This window comes from Cupriavidus sp. SS-3, from assembly GCF_035818815.1.
In the GTDB taxonomy this organism is placed as follows: Bacteria; Pseudomonadota; Gammaproteobacteria; order Burkholderiales; family Burkholderiaceae; genus Cupriavidus; species Cupriavidus taiwanensis_C.
Genome location: NZ_JAYLVT010000002.1, coordinates 68353 through 83783, shown reverse-complemented (window position 1 = coordinate 83783; position 15431 = coordinate 68353). Strand labels below are relative to the sequence as shown.

The 15431-nt window shown below is 65.8% G+C and carries 18 protein-coding genes; 8 read left to right on the top strand and 10 right to left on the bottom strand.

All coding sequences use genetic code 11. From position 1 onward, the window contains the following. The first annotated feature begins 10 nt into the window (after positions 1-10). Complete coding sequence (gene coaBC, locus U9J39_RS03735; protein ID WP_115710682.1) at positions 11-1213, top strand: bifunctional phosphopantothenoylcysteine decarboxylase/phosphopantothenate--cysteine ligase CoaBC; 1203 nt, start codon at positions 11-13, stop codon at positions 1211-1213. 27 nt (positions 1214-1240) lie between these two features. Continuing rightward, complete coding sequence (dut, locus tag U9J39_RS03730; protein ID WP_115681043.1) at positions 1241-1741, top strand: dUTP diphosphatase; 501 nt, start codon at positions 1241-1243, stop codon at positions 1739-1741. Between the two features lie 56 nt (positions 1742-1797). Here dut and U9J39_RS03725 read toward each other — a convergent pair whose 3' ends face one another. From U9J39_RS03725 to clpS, 4 genes are all read right to left on the bottom strand, one after another. After that, positions 1798-2646: a VOC family protein gene (locus tag U9J39_RS03725; protein ID WP_115711724.1), complete on the bottom strand. Its 849-nt coding sequence runs from the start codon at positions 2644-2646 to the stop codon at positions 1798-1800. A gap of 44 nt (positions 2647-2690) precedes the next feature. After that, positions 2691-3698, bottom strand: a complete 1008-nt coding sequence (locus tag U9J39_RS03720; RefSeq protein WP_326346555.1) for a tripartite tricarboxylate transporter substrate binding protein — start codon at positions 3696-3698, stop codon at positions 2691-2693. Positions 3699-3828: 130 nt separating this feature from the next. Further along, a complete protein-coding gene (gene clpA / locus U9J39_RS03715) occupies positions 3829-6123 on the bottom strand; it encodes an ATP-dependent Clp protease ATP-binding subunit ClpA (protein ID WP_018007976.1) in 2295 nt (764 codons plus the stop codon). Further along, positions 6120-6446 (bottom strand): ATP-dependent Clp protease adapter ClpS, encoded by a 327-nt coding sequence (gene clpS / locus U9J39_RS03710; RefSeq protein WP_010814998.1) that lies wholly within the window; start codon positions 6444-6446, stop codon positions 6120-6122. The genes clpA and clpS overlap by 4 nt, the downstream gene beginning before the upstream one ends. 510 nt (positions 6447-6956) lie before the next feature. Between clpS and U9J39_RS03705 the strand changes: the two genes are divergently transcribed. Next, positions 6957-7163, top strand: a complete 207-nt coding sequence (locus tag U9J39_RS03705; protein ID WP_012353757.1) for a cold-shock protein — start codon at positions 6957-6959, stop codon at positions 7161-7163. A gap of 230 nt (positions 7164-7393) precedes the next feature. Here U9J39_RS03705 and U9J39_RS03700 read toward each other — a convergent pair whose 3' ends face one another. Together U9J39_RS03700 and icd are read right to left on the bottom strand one after the other, a co-directional pair. Further along, positions 7394-7855, bottom strand: coding sequence for a VOC family protein (locus tag U9J39_RS03700; RefSeq protein WP_326346554.1), 462 nt, complete (start codon positions 7853-7855; stop codon positions 7394-7396). Between the two features lie 144 nt (positions 7856-7999). Next, positions 8000-9250, bottom strand: a complete 1251-nt coding sequence (gene icd, locus U9J39_RS03695; protein ID WP_112774326.1) for an NADP-dependent isocitrate dehydrogenase — start codon at positions 9248-9250, stop codon at positions 8000-8002. 277 nt (positions 9251-9527) lie between these two features. Between icd and U9J39_RS03690 the strand changes: the two genes are divergently transcribed. From U9J39_RS03690 to U9J39_RS03680, 3 genes are all read left to right on the top strand, one after another. Next, positions 9528-10190, top strand: coding sequence for a pseudouridine synthase (locus U9J39_RS03690; protein WP_326346553.1), 663 nt, complete (start codon positions 9528-9530; stop codon positions 10188-10190). A gap of 108 nt (positions 10191-10298) precedes the next feature. Continuing rightward, positions 10299-10505, top strand: a complete 207-nt coding sequence (locus U9J39_RS03685; RefSeq protein ID WP_326346552.1) for a hypothetical protein — start codon at positions 10299-10301, stop codon at positions 10503-10505. A 174-nt stretch (positions 10506-10679) separates the two neighbouring features. Further along, on the top strand, positions 10680-11132 hold the full coding sequence (locus U9J39_RS03680; protein ID WP_115681048.1) for a DUF192 domain-containing protein: 453 nt from the start codon (positions 10680-10682) through the stop codon (positions 11130-11132). A gap of 71 nt (positions 11133-11203) precedes the next feature. Here U9J39_RS03680 and U9J39_RS03675 read toward each other — a convergent pair whose 3' ends face one another. Continuing rightward, on the bottom strand, positions 11204-11689 hold the full coding sequence (locus U9J39_RS03675) for a YajQ family cyclic di-GMP-binding protein (RefSeq protein ID WP_012353763.1): 486 nt from the start codon (positions 11687-11689) through the stop codon (positions 11204-11206). Between the two features lie 123 nt (positions 11690-11812). Between U9J39_RS03675 and murB the strand changes: the two genes are divergently transcribed. Further along, a complete protein-coding gene (gene murB / locus U9J39_RS03670) occupies positions 11813-12832 on the top strand; it encodes a UDP-N-acetylmuramate dehydrogenase (RefSeq protein ID WP_115710689.1) in 1020 nt (339 codons plus the stop codon). Between the two features lie 33 nt (positions 12833-12865). On the opposite strand, the gene ppnP is transcribed toward murB, so the two are convergent. Beyond that, complete coding sequence (gene ppnP / locus U9J39_RS03665) at positions 12866-13177, bottom strand: pyrimidine/purine nucleoside phosphorylase (RefSeq protein WP_115710691.1); 312 nt, start codon at positions 13175-13177, stop codon at positions 12866-12868. 79 nt (positions 13178-13256) lie between these two features. Next, positions 13257-14180 (bottom strand): ornithine carbamoyltransferase, encoded by a 924-nt coding sequence (gene argF, locus U9J39_RS03660; RefSeq protein WP_115681051.1) that lies wholly within the window; start codon positions 14178-14180, stop codon positions 13257-13259. A 443-nt stretch (positions 14181-14623) separates the two neighbouring features. Between argF and U9J39_RS03655 the strand changes: the two genes are divergently transcribed. Beyond that, entirely contained in the window at positions 14624-14923 is a 300-nt protein-coding gene (locus U9J39_RS03655; protein WP_012353767.1) for a DUF3579 domain-containing protein, read from the top strand. A 118-nt stretch (positions 14924-15041) separates the two neighbouring features. Here the strand turns inward: U9J39_RS03655 and rpsT are convergent, their stop codons facing one another. Next, positions 15042-15308 (bottom strand): 30S ribosomal protein S20, encoded by a 267-nt coding sequence (gene rpsT, locus U9J39_RS03650; RefSeq protein WP_006579059.1) that lies wholly within the window; start codon positions 15306-15308, stop codon positions 15042-15044. Positions 15309-15431: the final 123 nt, after the last annotated feature.

The following is a 15431-nucleotide window of genomic DNA, read 5'->3' as shown; positions in this document are numbered from 1 at the left end:
GTTCCCCACCATGGATTTGCGCGGCAAGCATATCGTTCTCGGCCTGACCGGCGGCATCGCCTGCTACAAGTCGGCCGAACTGGTCCGGCTGCTGACCAAGGCCGGCGCCACCGTGCAGGTGGCCATGACCGAGGCGGCGACGCATTTCATCACCCCGGTGACGATGCAGGCGCTGTCGGGCCGGCCGGTCTTCCTGTCGCAATGGGATGCGCGCATCGACAACAATATGGCGCATATCGACCTCTCGCGCGAGGCCGACGCCATTGTCATCGCCCCTGCATCCACCGACTTCATGGCGCGGCTGGCCAACGGTCTGTGCGACGACCTGCTGAGCACGCTGTGCATCGCGCGCGACTGCCCGCTGCTGGTGGCGCCGGCGATGAACCGTCAGATGTGGGCCGCCCCCGCCACCCAGCGCAACGCCGCCCAACTGCGCGCCGACGGCGTGGTGATCCTGGGCCCGGGCAGCGGCGACCAGGCCTGCGGCGAAGTCGGCGACGGCCGCATGCTGGAGCCCGAGGAACTGCTCGAAGACATCATCGCCTTCTTCCAGCCCAAGCCGCTGCAAGGCAAGCGCATGCTGATCACCGCCGGCCCGACCTTCGAGGCGATCGACCCGGTGCGCGGCATCACCAATCTGTCGTCCGGCAAGATGGGCTTCTCGATCGCGCGCGCGGCGCGCGAGGCCGGCGCCGAAGTGCTGCTGGTGGCCGGCCCCACCGGCCTGCCGACGCCGCGCGGCGTGATGCGCACCGACGTGCGCAGCGCCCAGCAGATGCATGACGCGGTGATGGCGCAGCTGCCCGGCGTCGATGTCTTTGTTGCGGTGGCCGCGGTGGCGGACTGGCGCCCGGCCGAGGTCGCGCAGCAAAAGCTGAAGAAGGCCAGCGATACCGATACGCCCACGCTGCAGTTCGTGCAGAACCCCGACATCCTGGCCGCGGTCGCGGCCCGCGCCGATGCGCCGTACTGCGTCGGCTTTGCCGCCGAAAGCGAGAACCTGGAGCAGTACGGCGAGCAGAAGCGCCAGCGCAAGGGCGTACCGCTGCTGGTGGGCAATATCGGCCACCACACCTTCGGCCTGGACGACAACGAAATCGTGCTGTTCGACGCCGCCGGCATGACGCGGCTGCCGCGCGCCGACAAGCTGTCGCTGGCACGCCAGCTGGTCGCGGCCATCGGCCAGCGCCTGCCCGGTCGCGCGCGGCCCTGACTTTGCAACGTATTCCCGAGATTGTTTATGACCCAGCCTCTGAACCCGACCGTCGAAATCAAGGTGCTCGATGCGCGCCTGAACGAATGGGGCCTGCCCGCCTACCAGAGCGAGATGGCCGCCGCCATCGACCTGCACGCCTGCGTCGACGCGCCCGTGGCGATCGCGCCGGGCACGCCCGCGCAGCTGGTGCCGGCCGGCATCGCCGTGCACATGGGCAATCCGTACATGGCCGCGACCATCGTGCCGCGCTCGGGGCTGGGCCACAAGAAGGGGCTGGTGCTGGGCAATTCGATCGGCGTGATCGATGCCGACTACCAGGGCCAGATCATGGTCAGCGTGTGGAACCGCAACGCGCCTGGCACGGAGCCGATCCTGATCCAGCCGGGCGAGCGCATTGCGCAGATGATGTTCGTGCCGGTGCTGCGGCCGGTGTTCTCGACGGTCGAAGAGTTCAGCCAGGACAGCGAACGCGGTGCGGGCGGCTTTGGCTCGACCGGCGTGCATCACGCCAAGGCCGGCGCCTGACCGGTTGTCGGCCTCGGCATGAAGTACTGGCGCCCCGCGGGGCGCCAGTTTGCATTTCAGCCCCGCTGCTCGAACAGCAAGGCCACGCCGCTGGCAACATCGGCCGGCACCAGGGTTTCGCGCGGGCCCAGGTCGTGGGTCGGCACGCCCTGCTCGCGCCAGCCGGCGCGGGCGGCCGCAAGGTCGTTGGTGCGCAAGCGGATCGCGGCATAGCCGGGCCCGTCGCGACGGATATGCGCGCTGCCGGTGGCCGATGCCAGCGCCTGCGGCGTGCTGAGCACCAGCGTGGCATTGTCGACCGCCAGGCTGCTGACATGTTCGCTCAGCTGCGTCAGCTCGCCGCCGGTCAGCTCGGCATAGGCGCGCGCGGCGGCATCCACCAGCGCCGGGGCCACCACCAGGAACATGGTCGCGATGCTGTGCGCGCCGTTGGCATGGCGCATCCATTCGGGCCGCCACAGCAGCTCGGGCGTGCGATGCTCGCAGACGAAATAGCGCGCACCCGGGGCGTCGTCGAGCGCGGTCACGCGGAAGGTGGCCGGATGCTCGCTGCCATCGTCCAGCCGCACCGGACGCGAGAATTCGATCGGTTCCGAGGTGTGCCAGCCGTCCGCGCGCAGCCGCGCCGCGGTGGCGAAGGCATCGGCGCTCTTGCACGACATCGCCGCACAGCCACCGCCGCGTTGCTGGGCGTCCCAGTAATACTGCCGGCTGGGGCTGGGCGCGGTCACGTGCAGCAGCTCGAGGTAGTCCCGCTGCAGCATGATGCAGTGGTTCTGCGAACCCAGCGTGTGGTAGCCGCGCGGCGTCAGCGTGAAGCCGAGCCGCTGCCAGGCCTGAGCGCCGGCATCGAGGTCTGGGCACACCACCACGGCGTGATCGAACATTTCTGCTTGCGTTGCCATCGGCATCCCCCCGGACGCGTGGCGCACGGTGGCGCCGGACTGGTTTATTCGAACTGGATATTGGCCCTGCGCGCCACCGCCTGCCATTTGTCATGCTCGCGACGTACCAGCTGGCCCAGCTCGGCCGGGCTGCCGCCGACGATTTCGAAGCCTTGCGCGCCGAGCGCATCGACCACGCGTGGCTGGCGCAGCGACTCGACCAGCGCGCCGTGCAGGCGCGTCACCGTCGCCACCGGCAGGTCGGCCGGACCGAACACGCCGATCCACGAATAGGCCTCGAAGCCCTTGAGGCCCTGCTCGGCCACCGTGGGCACCTGCGGCAACTGGCGCAGGCGGCTGGTGCCGGTCACGCCCAGCACCTTGATCGTGCGCGCGGCCACGTGCGCCTGCACCGCGGCGTAGCTGCTGAAGAAGATATCGACCTCGTTGGACAGCACCGCCTGCACCGCCGGGCCGCCGCCCTTGTAGGGCACGTGCAGCATATGCACGCCGGCCTCGGTCGCGAGCGCCTCGGCGGCGAGCTGGTTCAGGCTGCCGATGCCCGACGACGCATAGCGCACGCCGTCATGCCTGGCCCTGGCCAGCGCCACCAGTTCGCGCACGTTCGACGCCGGCAGCGCCGGATTGGCGGCGATCACCAGCGGGAAGCGCACCAGCTGCGAGATCGGCGAGAAATCGCGGAAGGTGTCGTAGGGCAGCTGCTTGTAGGCAAACGGGTTGATCGCATGCGTGTCGAATGCCATCAGCAGCGTATTGCCGTCAGGCCTGGCGCGCGCCACGGTGCTCGACGCGATCAGCCCGCCCGCGCCCGGCTTGTTGTCCACCACCACGGTCTGCCCCAATGCTGCCTTCAGCCCGGGCTGCAGCTGGCGCGCGACGATGTCGACACTGCCTCCCGGCGGAAACGGCAGCACCAGTGCGATCGGACGGTTGGTGGCAGCGCCATCGGCGGCGCTTGCGACCGCGGCATGGAGCATCGGGCCCGGCAAGGCGCCCAGCGGCAGGATCTTGAGCAGCAGGCGGCGGCGCCGCGTGCGTTCGGCAGAGGACATCGGGGTGTTCGGTTTCGGGGCGCTGGAGGCGTGGGGCGGCAGGGAAAAAGGAACGGGGCGGCCAGTCTTGGCCGCCCCGCTATTTTGCCCGATGATCGACCCCGTTGCTGGCAACGCGGCCGAATATCGCTCAGGCTTCTGCGCGCTGTTCCTCGGGCGCCTCGGGCGGTTCCGGCTCGATCTCGGAGAAATCGAGCTTGATCTGGTCCTGTTCGTCCAGATCCACTACCACCTTGCCGCCGGAGACCAGGCGGCCGAACAGCAACTCGTCGGCCAGCGCCTTGCGGATCATGTCCTGGATCAGGCGTTGCATCGGACGCGCGCCCATCAGCGGGTCGAAGCCCTTGTGGGCCAGGAACTTGCGCAGCTTCTCGCTGAAGCTGGCTTCCACCTTCTTCTCGTGCAGCTGCTCTTCCAGCTGCATCAGGAACTTGTCGACCACGCGCAGGATGATTTCCTCATCGAGCGAGCGGAAGCTGATGGTGGCATCCAGCCGGTTGCGGAACTCCGGCGTGAACATGCGCTTGATGTCGGCCATCTCGTCGCCCTGCTCGCGCGAGCTGGTGAAGCCGATGGTGGCGCGGTTCATGGTCTCCGCTCCCGCATTGGTGGTCATGATGATGATCACGTTGCGGAAGTCGGCGCGCCGGCCGTTGTTGTCGGTCAGCGAACCATGGTCCATCACCTGCAGCAGGATATTGAAGATATCCGGATGCGCTTTCTCGATTTCGTCCAGCAGCAGCACGCAGTGCGGCTTCTTGGTCACGGCCTCGGTCAGCAGGCCGCCCTGGTCGAAGCCGACGTATCCCGGCGGCGCGCCGATCAGGCGGCTCACCGCATGGCGCTCCATGTATTCGGACATGTCGAAGCGCAGCAGCTCGATGCCCATGATGAAGGCCAGCTGCTTGGCAACCTCGGTCTTGCCCACGCCGGTGGGGCCCGAGAACAGGAACGAGCCGATCGGCTTGTCGGTCTTGCCCAGGCCGGCGCGCGACATCTTGATCGCCGAGGCCAGCGCCTCGATCGCCGGATCCTGCCCGAACACCACCGACTTCAGGTCGCGTTCCAGCGTCTGCAGCTTGCTGCGGTCGTCCTGGTTCACGCTTTGCGGCGGGATACGCGCGATGCGCGAGACGATGTCCTCGATCTCGCCCTTGCCGATGGTCTTCTTCTGCTTGGACTTCGGCAGGATGCGCTGCGCCGCGCCGGCCTCGTCGATCACGTCGATCGCCTTGTCCGGCAGGTGGCGGTCGGTGATGAAGCGCGCCGACAGCTCGGCCGCGGCGGTCAGCGCCGACGACGCGTACTTGACGCCATGGTGCTCCTCGAAGCGCGACTTCAGCCCGCGCAGGATCTGCACGGTCTGGTCCACCGACGGCTCTACCACGTCGATCTTCTGGAAGCGCCGCGACAGCGCCGCGTCCTTCTCGAAGATGCCGCGGTATTCGGTGAAGGTGGTCGCGCCGATGCACTTGAGCTGGCCCGACGACAGCGCCGGCTTGAGCAGGTTGCTTGCATCCAGCGTCCCGCCAGAGGCGGCGCCCGCGCCGATCAGCGTGTGGATCTCGTCGATGAACAGGATCGCGTTGGGATTGTCCTTGAGCGATTTGAGCACGCCCTTCAGGCGCTGCTCGAAATCGCCGCGGTACTTGGTGCCGGCCAGCAGCGCTCCCATGTCGAGCGAGTAGACCGTCGCCTTCTCCAGGATGTCCGGCACCTCGTTCTTGGTGATGCGCCACGCCAGGCCTTCCGCAATCGCGGTCTTGCCGACGCCGGCCTCGCCCACCAGCAGCGGGTTGTTCTTGCGCCGGCGGCACAGCACCTGGACCACGCGCTCGACTTCGCTCTCGCGGCCGATCAGCGGATCGATCTTGCCGGCCTTGGCCAGCGCGTTCAGGTTCTGGGTGTATTGCTCGAGCGGGCTTTCCTTGCCGTCGCCGCCCTCGCCCTCGCCAGCCGCCTCGCCGTGCTTGGCCGGCTCGGACTGGTCCTTGCGGATGCCGTGGCTGATGAAATTGACCACGTCCAGGCGCGTCACGCCCTGCTGCTGCAGGTAATAGACCGCGTGCGAATCCTTCTCGCCGAAAATCGCGACCAGCACGTTGGCGCCGGTGACTTCCTTCTTGCCGTTGGAAGTGGACTGGACGTGCATGATGGCGCGCTGGATCACGCGCTGGAAACCCAGCGTGGGCTGGGTATCGACCTCGTCGGTACCCGGCACCACCGGCGTGTTGTCCGCGATGAAGTTCTTAAGGCTGGTGCGCAGGTCCTCGATATTGGCCGCGCAGGCGCGCAAGACTTCAGCTGCCGTGGGATTGTCGAGCAATGCCAGCAGCAGGTGCTCCACGGTAATGAACTCGTGGCGTGCCTGCCGGGCTTCGACAAAAGCCATATGCAGGCTCACTTCCAATTCTTGCGCAATCATGCTTCCTCCATCACGCACTGCAGGGGGTGCCCCGCCTGCCGCGCGTGCGTTGACACCAGCTCGACCTTAGTCGCCGCGATATCCCTGGTGTAGATACCACAGACGCCCTTTCCTTCCCGGTGCACGGTCAGCATGATCTGCGTCGCCGTTTCCCGGTCCCTGCTGAAATACTGCTGCAGGATCATCACGACAAACTCCATCGGAGTGTAGTCGTCGTTCAGCAGCACCACCTTGAACATGGCAGGCGGTTTCAGCGCCTGCTCTTTGCGCTCCAGGATGGTGCCCGCTTCGCGTTGTGGGACATTCGCAAGCCGTGTAGCCATGGCTTTATTCTAACCCTTACTCGCAACTCTGCAATTTGGGGAAAAGGCGGTGGATTCAAGAGTCCGGCCACCGGTTTTCCGTGGTGAATGGGAGCGGATAGATCCGCGGAAGGCCTTGCAAGGCACGTCGCCGCACCGACCGAAAATCCGGGCCGGCGGCCGCCGATTCATGGCAACGGTAACACCAGGCGCCGTACTGTTCCTGCCACACCCTTCTGGCAGTGGGGAATCCGCCAGCTTGACAGTCTCCGCCTTTGCCAGAAAAATCGGTTGCACACCCACCGAAGGCCAGCGAGCCAAAGCAACAGCCAAGGCGGGTGATCCGTGAGCAGGGAGGCCCACGGCCCGCGGCGGCGAGTCAGCAATCAGACTGGCCGCCTCGCGACAGCACCTCGCCGCGCGTCATCGCCGGCCGCATTTCAGCACGCGGCCAGCCATGGCGCCGCAGTCCGTGCCGTCTGGCTGGCAAGCTTCCCCGCTTGAAAATCTGCTATTTCGTTGGGGGAGTATATGGCAAGCGGTATCGTCAAATGGTTCAATGACGCCAAGGGATTCGGGTTCATCAAGCCGGACGAGGGCGAAGAAGAACTGTTTGCGCACTTTTCGGCTATCCAGATGGCGGGCTTCAAGACGCTGAAGGAAGGCCAGCGCGTCTCGTTCGAGGTGGTCCAGGGCCCTAAGGGCAAGCAGGCCACCAATATCCAGGACGCCAGCTAAAGCGCGCCGCGACCGCATCCCCGGCCGCAGAGCCACCGGAGCGGTCAACCAGGGTGTGGGGGATTTGCCCCCGGGACGGGACCGATGCCAGCGCCCCCGCTGGCCGCCAGAGGCGGCGCGGCGGGCACCGGCTCGCATCAGCGGCACGCACACCCCATCGAAAGCCCGGCCTGGCGCCGGGCTTTCTGGTTTTTGGGCCGGCCGTCCTTGCCACGCCCGCACGCGCCGGCTCAGGTCCAGCCGTCGATCTTCAGGCCGCTGGCCTGTTCGGCCTCCTCCTTGGTGACCTTGCGCACAGTCTGGCCGAAGGTCCAGACATGGCCCTCGGCATCGCGGGCGGTGTAGGTGCGGTCGCCATAGAACTCGTCCTGCGGCTCGCGCAGGATCACGGCGCCGGCGGCCCGGGCCCGCTCGCAATGCTGGTCGAGCCCGTTAGGCAGATGCACGTGCACGGTCTGGGTGTTCTTGCCCCCGACCGATGCCGGGCTGGCGGTAAAGTCGGCCCACTCGCTGCCCACCATCAGGTAGCTGTCGGCGAATCGCATTTCGGAATGCACCAGCTGCCCTTGCTGGTCGCGGATCACCATGACCCGCTCGAACCCGAATGCCCGCTCCAGCCAGTCCAGCGCCGCCAGCGGATCCTTGTAGAACAGGGCCGCACCGAAGGCGGTGCGGCGGAACGGATCGTCCATGCCAGTCTCCCCGGGCCGGATGCCCGTCAGTCAGTCCTGACGTTCTAGCCAACGCAACGGCGAGCGGCAAGAAAAAACCCCGGTTCCGGGGATCCGGTACCGGGGTCTTGTTGACAGCTCGCCCGTCCTGGCGGGAGTCTGTGCTTACATATTGTCGATCATCACCTGACCAAAGCCCGAGCACGAGACCTGGGTCGCGCCTTCCAGCAGCCGGGCGAAATCGTAGGTGACCTTCTTGGACAGGATCGACTTCTCCATCGACGCGATGATCAGGTCGGCGGCTTCGGTCCAGCCCATGTGGCGCAGCATCATTTCCGCCGACAGGATTTCCGAGCCCGGATTGACGTAATCCTTGCCGGCGTACTTCGGCGCGGTGCCGTGGGTGGCCTCGAACATCGCCACCGAGTCCGACATATTGGCGCCCGGCGCGATGCCGATGCCGCCGACCTGCGCCGCCAGCGCGTCAGAGACGTAGTCGCCGTTCAGGTTCAGCGTGGCGATCACCGAGTATTCGGCCGGGCGCAGCAGGATCTGCTGCAGGAAGGCGTCGGCGATGGCGTCCTTGACCACGATGTCCTTGCCGGTCTTCGGGTTCTTGAACTTGCACCACGGGCCGCCGTCGACCAGCTCGGCGCCGAATTCCTTCTGTGCCAGCTCGTAGCCCCAGTCGCGGAAGCCACCTTCGGTGAACTTCATGATGTTGCCCTTGTGCACCAGCGTCACCGACGGCTTGTCGTTGTCGATCGCGTACTGGATCGCCTTGCGCACCAGCCGCTCGGTGCCCTCGCGCGACACCGGCTTGACGCCGATGCCCGAGGTCGCCGGGAAGCGGATCTTCTTCACGCCCATCTCGTTCTGCAGGAAGGCGATCAGCTTCTTGGCCTGGTCGCTCTCGGCGGCCCATTCAATGCCGGCGTAAATGTCTTCCGAGTTCTCGCGGAAGATCACCATATCGGTCTTTTCCGGCTCGCGCACCGGCGAGGGCACGCCCTTGAAGTAGCGTACCGGGCGCAGGCAGACATAGAGGTCCAGCTGCTGGCGCAGCGCCACGTTGAGCGAGCGGATGCCGCCGCCGACCGGCGTGGTCAGCGGCCCCTTGATCGACACCACATATTCCTTCAGCACGTCCAGGGTTTCATCCGGCAGCCACACGTCCGGGCCGTAGACCTTGGTCGACTTCTCGCCGGCGTAGATCTCCATCCAGGCAATCTTGCGCTTGCCGCCGTAGGCCTTGGCCACGGCCGCGTCGACCACCTTGATCATCACCGGGGTGATATCGAGGCCCGTACCGTCGCCTTCGATATAAGGAATGATCGGGTTGTCCGGGACATTGAGCGAAAAGTCCTGGTTGACCGTGATCTTTTCGCCTGCCGGAACCTTGATGTGTTGGTACATGACGTCTCCAGTTACGGAACGGTTGTGACTGCCGCCGGTTCGTGGCCGGACGGCGAGATTCGGGGAGATGGCGCTGGCATTGTAGCGGGCCTGGATGCCACGCCCATACTGCCGTGCATCATGCCGGCGCCATGCCTGATCGGCTTCAGTCTTATATAAGACACAAGACTAATTTTATATTATGCAGCAATTTTTCATCATCCGCCAATCGGGCCGGACCCCGATCCGGCCGACCTGACCGACCTGCACACGCGCCGCTGCGGCATACTTGCGCCCCATGACCCTGATCGCCCTGAACAAGCCGTTTGGCACCATGAGCCAGTTCTCGGAACACCCGACCCGGCCCACCCTGGCGTCGTGCGTGTCGGTGCCGGGCGTCTATCCGGCCGGCCGGCTCGATGCCGACAGCGAGGGCTTGCTGCTGCTGACTGACGATGGCGCGCTGCAGGCGCGCATCGCCGACCCGCGCCACAAGCTGGAAAAGACCTACCTGGCGCAGGTGGAGGGCAGTCCCGACGCGGGCGCCCTCGTCCGCCTGCGCGCCGGTGTCGACCTTGGCGATTTCGTGACCCGGCCGGCGGCGGTGCGCGCCATCGAAGCCCCCGACTGGCTCTGGCCGCGCCATCCGCCGGTGCGCTTCCGCGCCGCCATCCCGACGGCGTGGCTGGAGCTGAAGATCCGGGAAGGCAAGAACCGGCAGGTCCGGCGCATGACGGCGGCAGTGGGCTTTCCGACGCTGCGGCTGATCCGCGTGGCGATCGGCGCGCTCGACCTGCGCGCGCTCGGCCTCGCGCCCGGCCAAAGCTGCGAAGTGCCGCTCGCGGAGTCAGGCATTGCGCTGTCGACAACCACGGGACGCGCGGCGCCGGCCCCGCGCACTCATGTCTCAAAGACCAGACAGGCGAACGACGCCAAGCGGCGCTTGCGTTACAAAAGCTAACAATCGACCGTCAACTCTGGCAGCAGCGGCCTCGTTCTTGTCGGGGACACGTCCAAGCACGCGTGTCACCACTTTCCCGACTGCTTTTATCCTTCGAGGTAATACGCCATGAAAAAACTGATCGCTGCACTGGTTGTCGGCCTGTTCGCCACCGGCGCCTTCGCCCAGGCCGCTGCGCCTGCCGAGCCGGCCACGCCCGCGGCCGCGGCCACGGCCACCAAGGAAGCCCCGAAGAAGACCGCCAAGAAGAAGGCCACCCACAAGAAGCACAGCAAGAAGAAGGAAACCGCTGCTGCCGCAGCCCCGGCCGCGTAACCACGGCTGGCGCCACTGCCGGGCCGTGCGCCGGCATCAGAAAGAAAGGCAGGCCGCCACCAGGGCGCCTGCCTTTTTTGTTTGGGACCGGTTGCACCGCGCGCGGCGTGCCACGCGTGCAACCTGCGTTATGCTTGCGGCTGCCCGACGCCGAGCCTTCCCGGACTGACCATCATGCCCCTGTTGTCGAAGACCCTGACCTCACGCTGCTGCTTGCTGCTTGCCACACTGGCGGCCGGCGTTGCCAACGCCCAAGGCGCGCTGCCGGTGGCGCCGCTCACCGCGGGCATGTATGCGATCCAGGCCGAAGTCGCCGCCACCCCCGCGGCCCGCGAGCAAGGCCTGATGTACCGGAAATCGATGGCGCCGAATTCCGGCATGCTGTTCGTGTTCGAGCAGAAGGCGGGCCACTGCTTCTGGATGCGCAATACCGAGCTGCCACTGTCGATTGCGTTCCTCGCCGACGACGGCACCATCGTCAATATCGAAGACATGGCGCCGCGCACCGAAAACAACCATTGCCCCAAGGCGGCCGTCCGCTATGCGCTGGAAATGAACCAGGGCTGGTTCGCGCAGAAGGGCATCAAGGCCGGTGCGAAGATCGGGGGATTGCCGCAGCCGCGCTGAGGGGCGGCTGCGCGCGGCGCCGGCACGGAAGCCGGCACGAAAGCCGGCACGAAAGCCGGCGCGGAGGCTGCTCAGTCGCGGAAGTTGTTGAAGTCCAGCGGTGCCTCGGACACATCCTTGCGCAGCATGGCGATCACGTTCTGCAGGTCGTCGCGCTTGGTGCCCGACACCCGCACCGTGTCGCCCTGGATGCTGGCCTGAACCTTGATCTTGCTGTCCTTGATCATGCGCACGATCTTCTTGGACAGGTCGCCGGTCACGCCCTTCTTGATGGTGATCACCTGCTTGACCTTGTCGCCGCTGATTTTCTCGGTCTTGCCGTAATCCAGGAAGCGCACGTCGACATTGCGCTTGGCCATCTTGCTGATCAGCACGTCCTTGACCTGGTCCAGCTTGAAATCATCGTCGGCAAAGGCGGTCAGCTCGTTTTCCTTGTGCTCGACCCGGGCGTCGGAGCCCTTGAAATCGAAGCGCGTCGAGATTTCCTTGTTGGCTTGCTCGACGGCGTTCTTCACCTCGACCATATTCGCTTCGCACACTACGTCAAACGACGGCATTGCATTCTCCTTGTGATCCGTATGCCCGGAAGCCAGCCGCGCACGGCGCCTTCCGTATAATCCAGCCTACCTCGCAGTTCCGGGTCGCGCACACCAGCGGCGGCCGCGTCACCTTTCCCTTGCATGGCAGATTTCCACGAATTCTATCCCCTGCGTCGCCACAATACATTCGGATTCGATGCGCGCGCGCGCTTTGCCGTGCCCGTGCGCAGCGAGGCCGACCTGATCACGGCCCTGGCCGACCCGCGCGCCGAAGGCCTGCCGCTGGTGGTGCTGGGTGGTGGCAGCAATGTCGTGCTGACCGGCGATCTCGACGCGCTGGTGCTGCTGATGGAAATCCCCGGCTACCAGGTCGAAGCCACCAGCGCGGGCGGCGAAGCGTGGCTGGTGACCGCCGGCGCGGGCGAGAACTGGAACGCGCTGGTCAACCGCACCATCGCCGACGGCATGCCCGGGCTGGAAAACCTGGCGCTGATCCCGGGCACCGCCGGTGCAGCCCCGATCCAGAACATCGGCGCCTATGGCGTGGAACTGCGCGAGCGTTTTGCCGGCGTGCGTGCCTATGACCGGCAGGCCGGCACCTTCGTCTGGCTGGATCAGCAAGCCTGCGAGTTCGGCTACCGCGACAGCGTGTTCAAGGGTGCCGGCGCAGGGCGCTACATCATTACCGCGGTCACGCTGCGCCTGCCCAGGGCATGGCAACCGGTGCTGTCCTACGGCGAACTGGCGCGCGAACTGGATGGGCAGGCCGCGCCGGACGCAGCCGCCATCCGCGACGCCGTGGTCGCGATCCGCTCGCGCAAGCTGCCCGATCCAGCGCAGCTGGGTAATGCCGGCAGCTTCTTCAAGAATCCGCTGGTCAGCGCCACGCAGCGCGACGCCTTGTTGCAGGCGCATCCTGACCTGGTCAGCTATGCGCAGCCAGACGGCACGTACAAGCTGGCGGCCGGCTGGCTGATCGACCGCTGCGGCTTCAAGGGCCTGAGCGACGGCCCGGTGGGAGTCTATGGCAAGCAGGCCCTGGTGCTGGTGCACCACGGCGGCGGCACCGGCGCGATGCTGCTGGCGCTGGCCAACCGTATCGCAGATACAGTGCAGGCGCGCTACGGCGTGCGCATCGAGCCCGAACCGGTGGTGCTGTAACGCTGCGGGCCAGCCCGGCTGGCCCACAGCCTGTCACTCGAAGTGACAGACGTAGTCCAGCGTCTCCTGCACTTCGATATCGAAGCTGCTGTTGCCCGGCACGCTGAACTGCTGGCCGGCGCCGTAGGTCTGCCAGTCTTCCGATCCGGCCAGGCGCACGCGGCAGCTGCCCGCGTTGATCTCCATGATTTCCGGCGCGCCGGTGTTGAAGGTCAGCGACGCCGGGAAAATCACGCCCAGCGTCTTGCGGGAGCCGTCCGGGAACAGCACGGTGTGGCTCACGCACTTGCCGTCGAAATACAGGTTGGCTTTCTTGACGACCGATACGTTGTCGAACTGGCTCACTTCCATCTCCTTGGGTGTCTTGCGAATGACGTAAAAAGAGGGGCCGCAACGGCCCCTCTCCTGTTCACCCCGGGCGCGCTCAGTAGCGGCCGCAGAGCAGGTATTCCATCAGCGCCTTCTGCACGTGCAGGCGGTTCTCTGCCTCGTCCCAGACCACGCTCTTGGGGCCGTCGATCACGGCGGCCTCGACTTCCTCGCCGCGGTGCGCCGGCAGGCAATGCATGAACAGCGCGTCGGGCTCGGCGCGGTCCATCATCGCGGTGGTGACCATCCAGTCCTTGAAGGCGCGCTTGCGGGCGTCGTTCTCGGCCTCGAAGCCCATGCTGGTCCACACGTCGGTGGTGACGAGGCTGGCGCCCTGGCAGGCCGCGAGCGGGTCGTCGAAGACCTTGACCAGCCCGGCGGCGGACGCCGGCACCATGGCCGGATCCAGCTGGTAACCCGGCGGCGCCGAGAAATGGAAGGTAAAGCCCAGGCGCTCGGCGGCCTGGATCCAGGTGTACGCCATGTTATTGGCGTCGCCGATCCACGCCACCGTCTTGCCGCGGATGCTGCCGCGCTGCTCGATATAGGTGAAGACGTCGGCCAGCACCTGGCACGGGTGGTATTCGTTGGTCAGGCCGTTGATCACCGGCACCCGCGAATGCGCGGCGAAGCGGTCGATGATGTCCTGGCCGAAGGTGCGGATCATGATGATGTCGACCATGCGCGAGATCACCTGCGCCGCATCCTCGATCGGCTCGCCGCGGCCCAGCTGCGAGTCGCGCGTGTTCAGGAACACCGCGTGGCCGCCCAACTGGTGGATGCCGGCTTCGAACGACAGGCGCGTACGCGTGGAATTCTTCTCGAAGATCATGGCCAGCGTGCGGTCATGCAGCGGGTGCCAGGTCTCGTAGTTCTTGAACTTGGCCTTCAGGATCCGCGCGCGGTCCAGCAGGTACTCGTACTCGTCGGGAGTGAAGTCGCTGAACTGGAGGTAATGCTTGATCGGGGTTGAGCTCATAAAACAAAGAAGGCGGCTCGGTGGGGACACGCCGTCACGAACTGTTCTTGCAAACTGTTCATGACCGAAGCGCGTCGCGGAGCCGCCTTTCGCGTCGCATACGCAATTTAACTGCAAGGATCATAAGGGATTATTTCTGCTTTGGCGAGCCCGGATCAACCCGGCCGCGGCCTGCCGCACGGTTGCGCTGACAGCTTCCCGACAGGATTTCGTCCTTATGCGCAACTCTTATATAAGATATAATACTGGCTGATTCACGCGGGGCCCGGCATACCCATGCCAGTGCCCGCCGCCGGCATCAAAAGTGCCCCTGCAGGACACCGACGCCCCGCCTTCCGGCTGGAACCAGCGCGAACCAATCGCGTCCCGGCCGCGTCAAACGGGCGCCCCCGTCCAGCGGGCTTACTGTCGAGTCATCCGCCTCACCCGCAGTGTCCAGCCTCATGAACCCCAACGTTCGCGAATACTTTATCCAAGGCATTACCAAGGAAGGCAAGACCTTCCGCCCGAGCGACTGGGCTGAACGACTGTGCGGCGTGATGGCGCAGTTCCGCCCCGAGGGCGACAGCGGCGACCCCCGCCTGACCTACTCCCCCTACGTGCGGCCGATCTTTGCCGGCAATGTCAAATGCGTGGTGGTGGACGTGCGCCTGCGTGATATCGAACCCAAGGCACTGGACTTCGTGCTGAATTTCGCCCGGGACAACAACCTGCAGCTGGTGGAAGCCTGCTCGCTCGAATAACCCGGCGGCGCGGCGCCGGAAAGCAAAAAAGCTCGTCGGGTGACGAGCTTTTTTGTTGTTGGCGGCATGCCCGGGGGCACCCGCCTCTGCTGGGCCGCCGCGGCGGCCCGGCCAGCTATCAGGCAGCCATGGCCTTGATGGCGGCCGACAGGCGCGACTTGTGACGTGCAGCCTTGTTCTTGTGCACGATCTTCTTGTCGGCGATGCTGTCGATCACAGCTTGCGAGTTCTTGAAGATCTCGGCGGCAGCGGCCTTGTCGCCAGCGTCGATGGCCTTGCGGACGGCCTTGACGGCGGTGCGCAGACGCGAACGCAGGCTGGAGTTGTGAGCGTTCTGGGCAACGGCCTGGCGGGCGCGCTTGCGGGCTTGTGCGGAATTTGCCATGTAAAAAATATCCTGAATTCAGATGCGTGCCGCGGGGGACACAACAATTAAGTCATATCGAGCGACCCGGGATGCACTGACACACGAATCCGGAACGCAACTGTCCTTGTGAATCGGCAATTA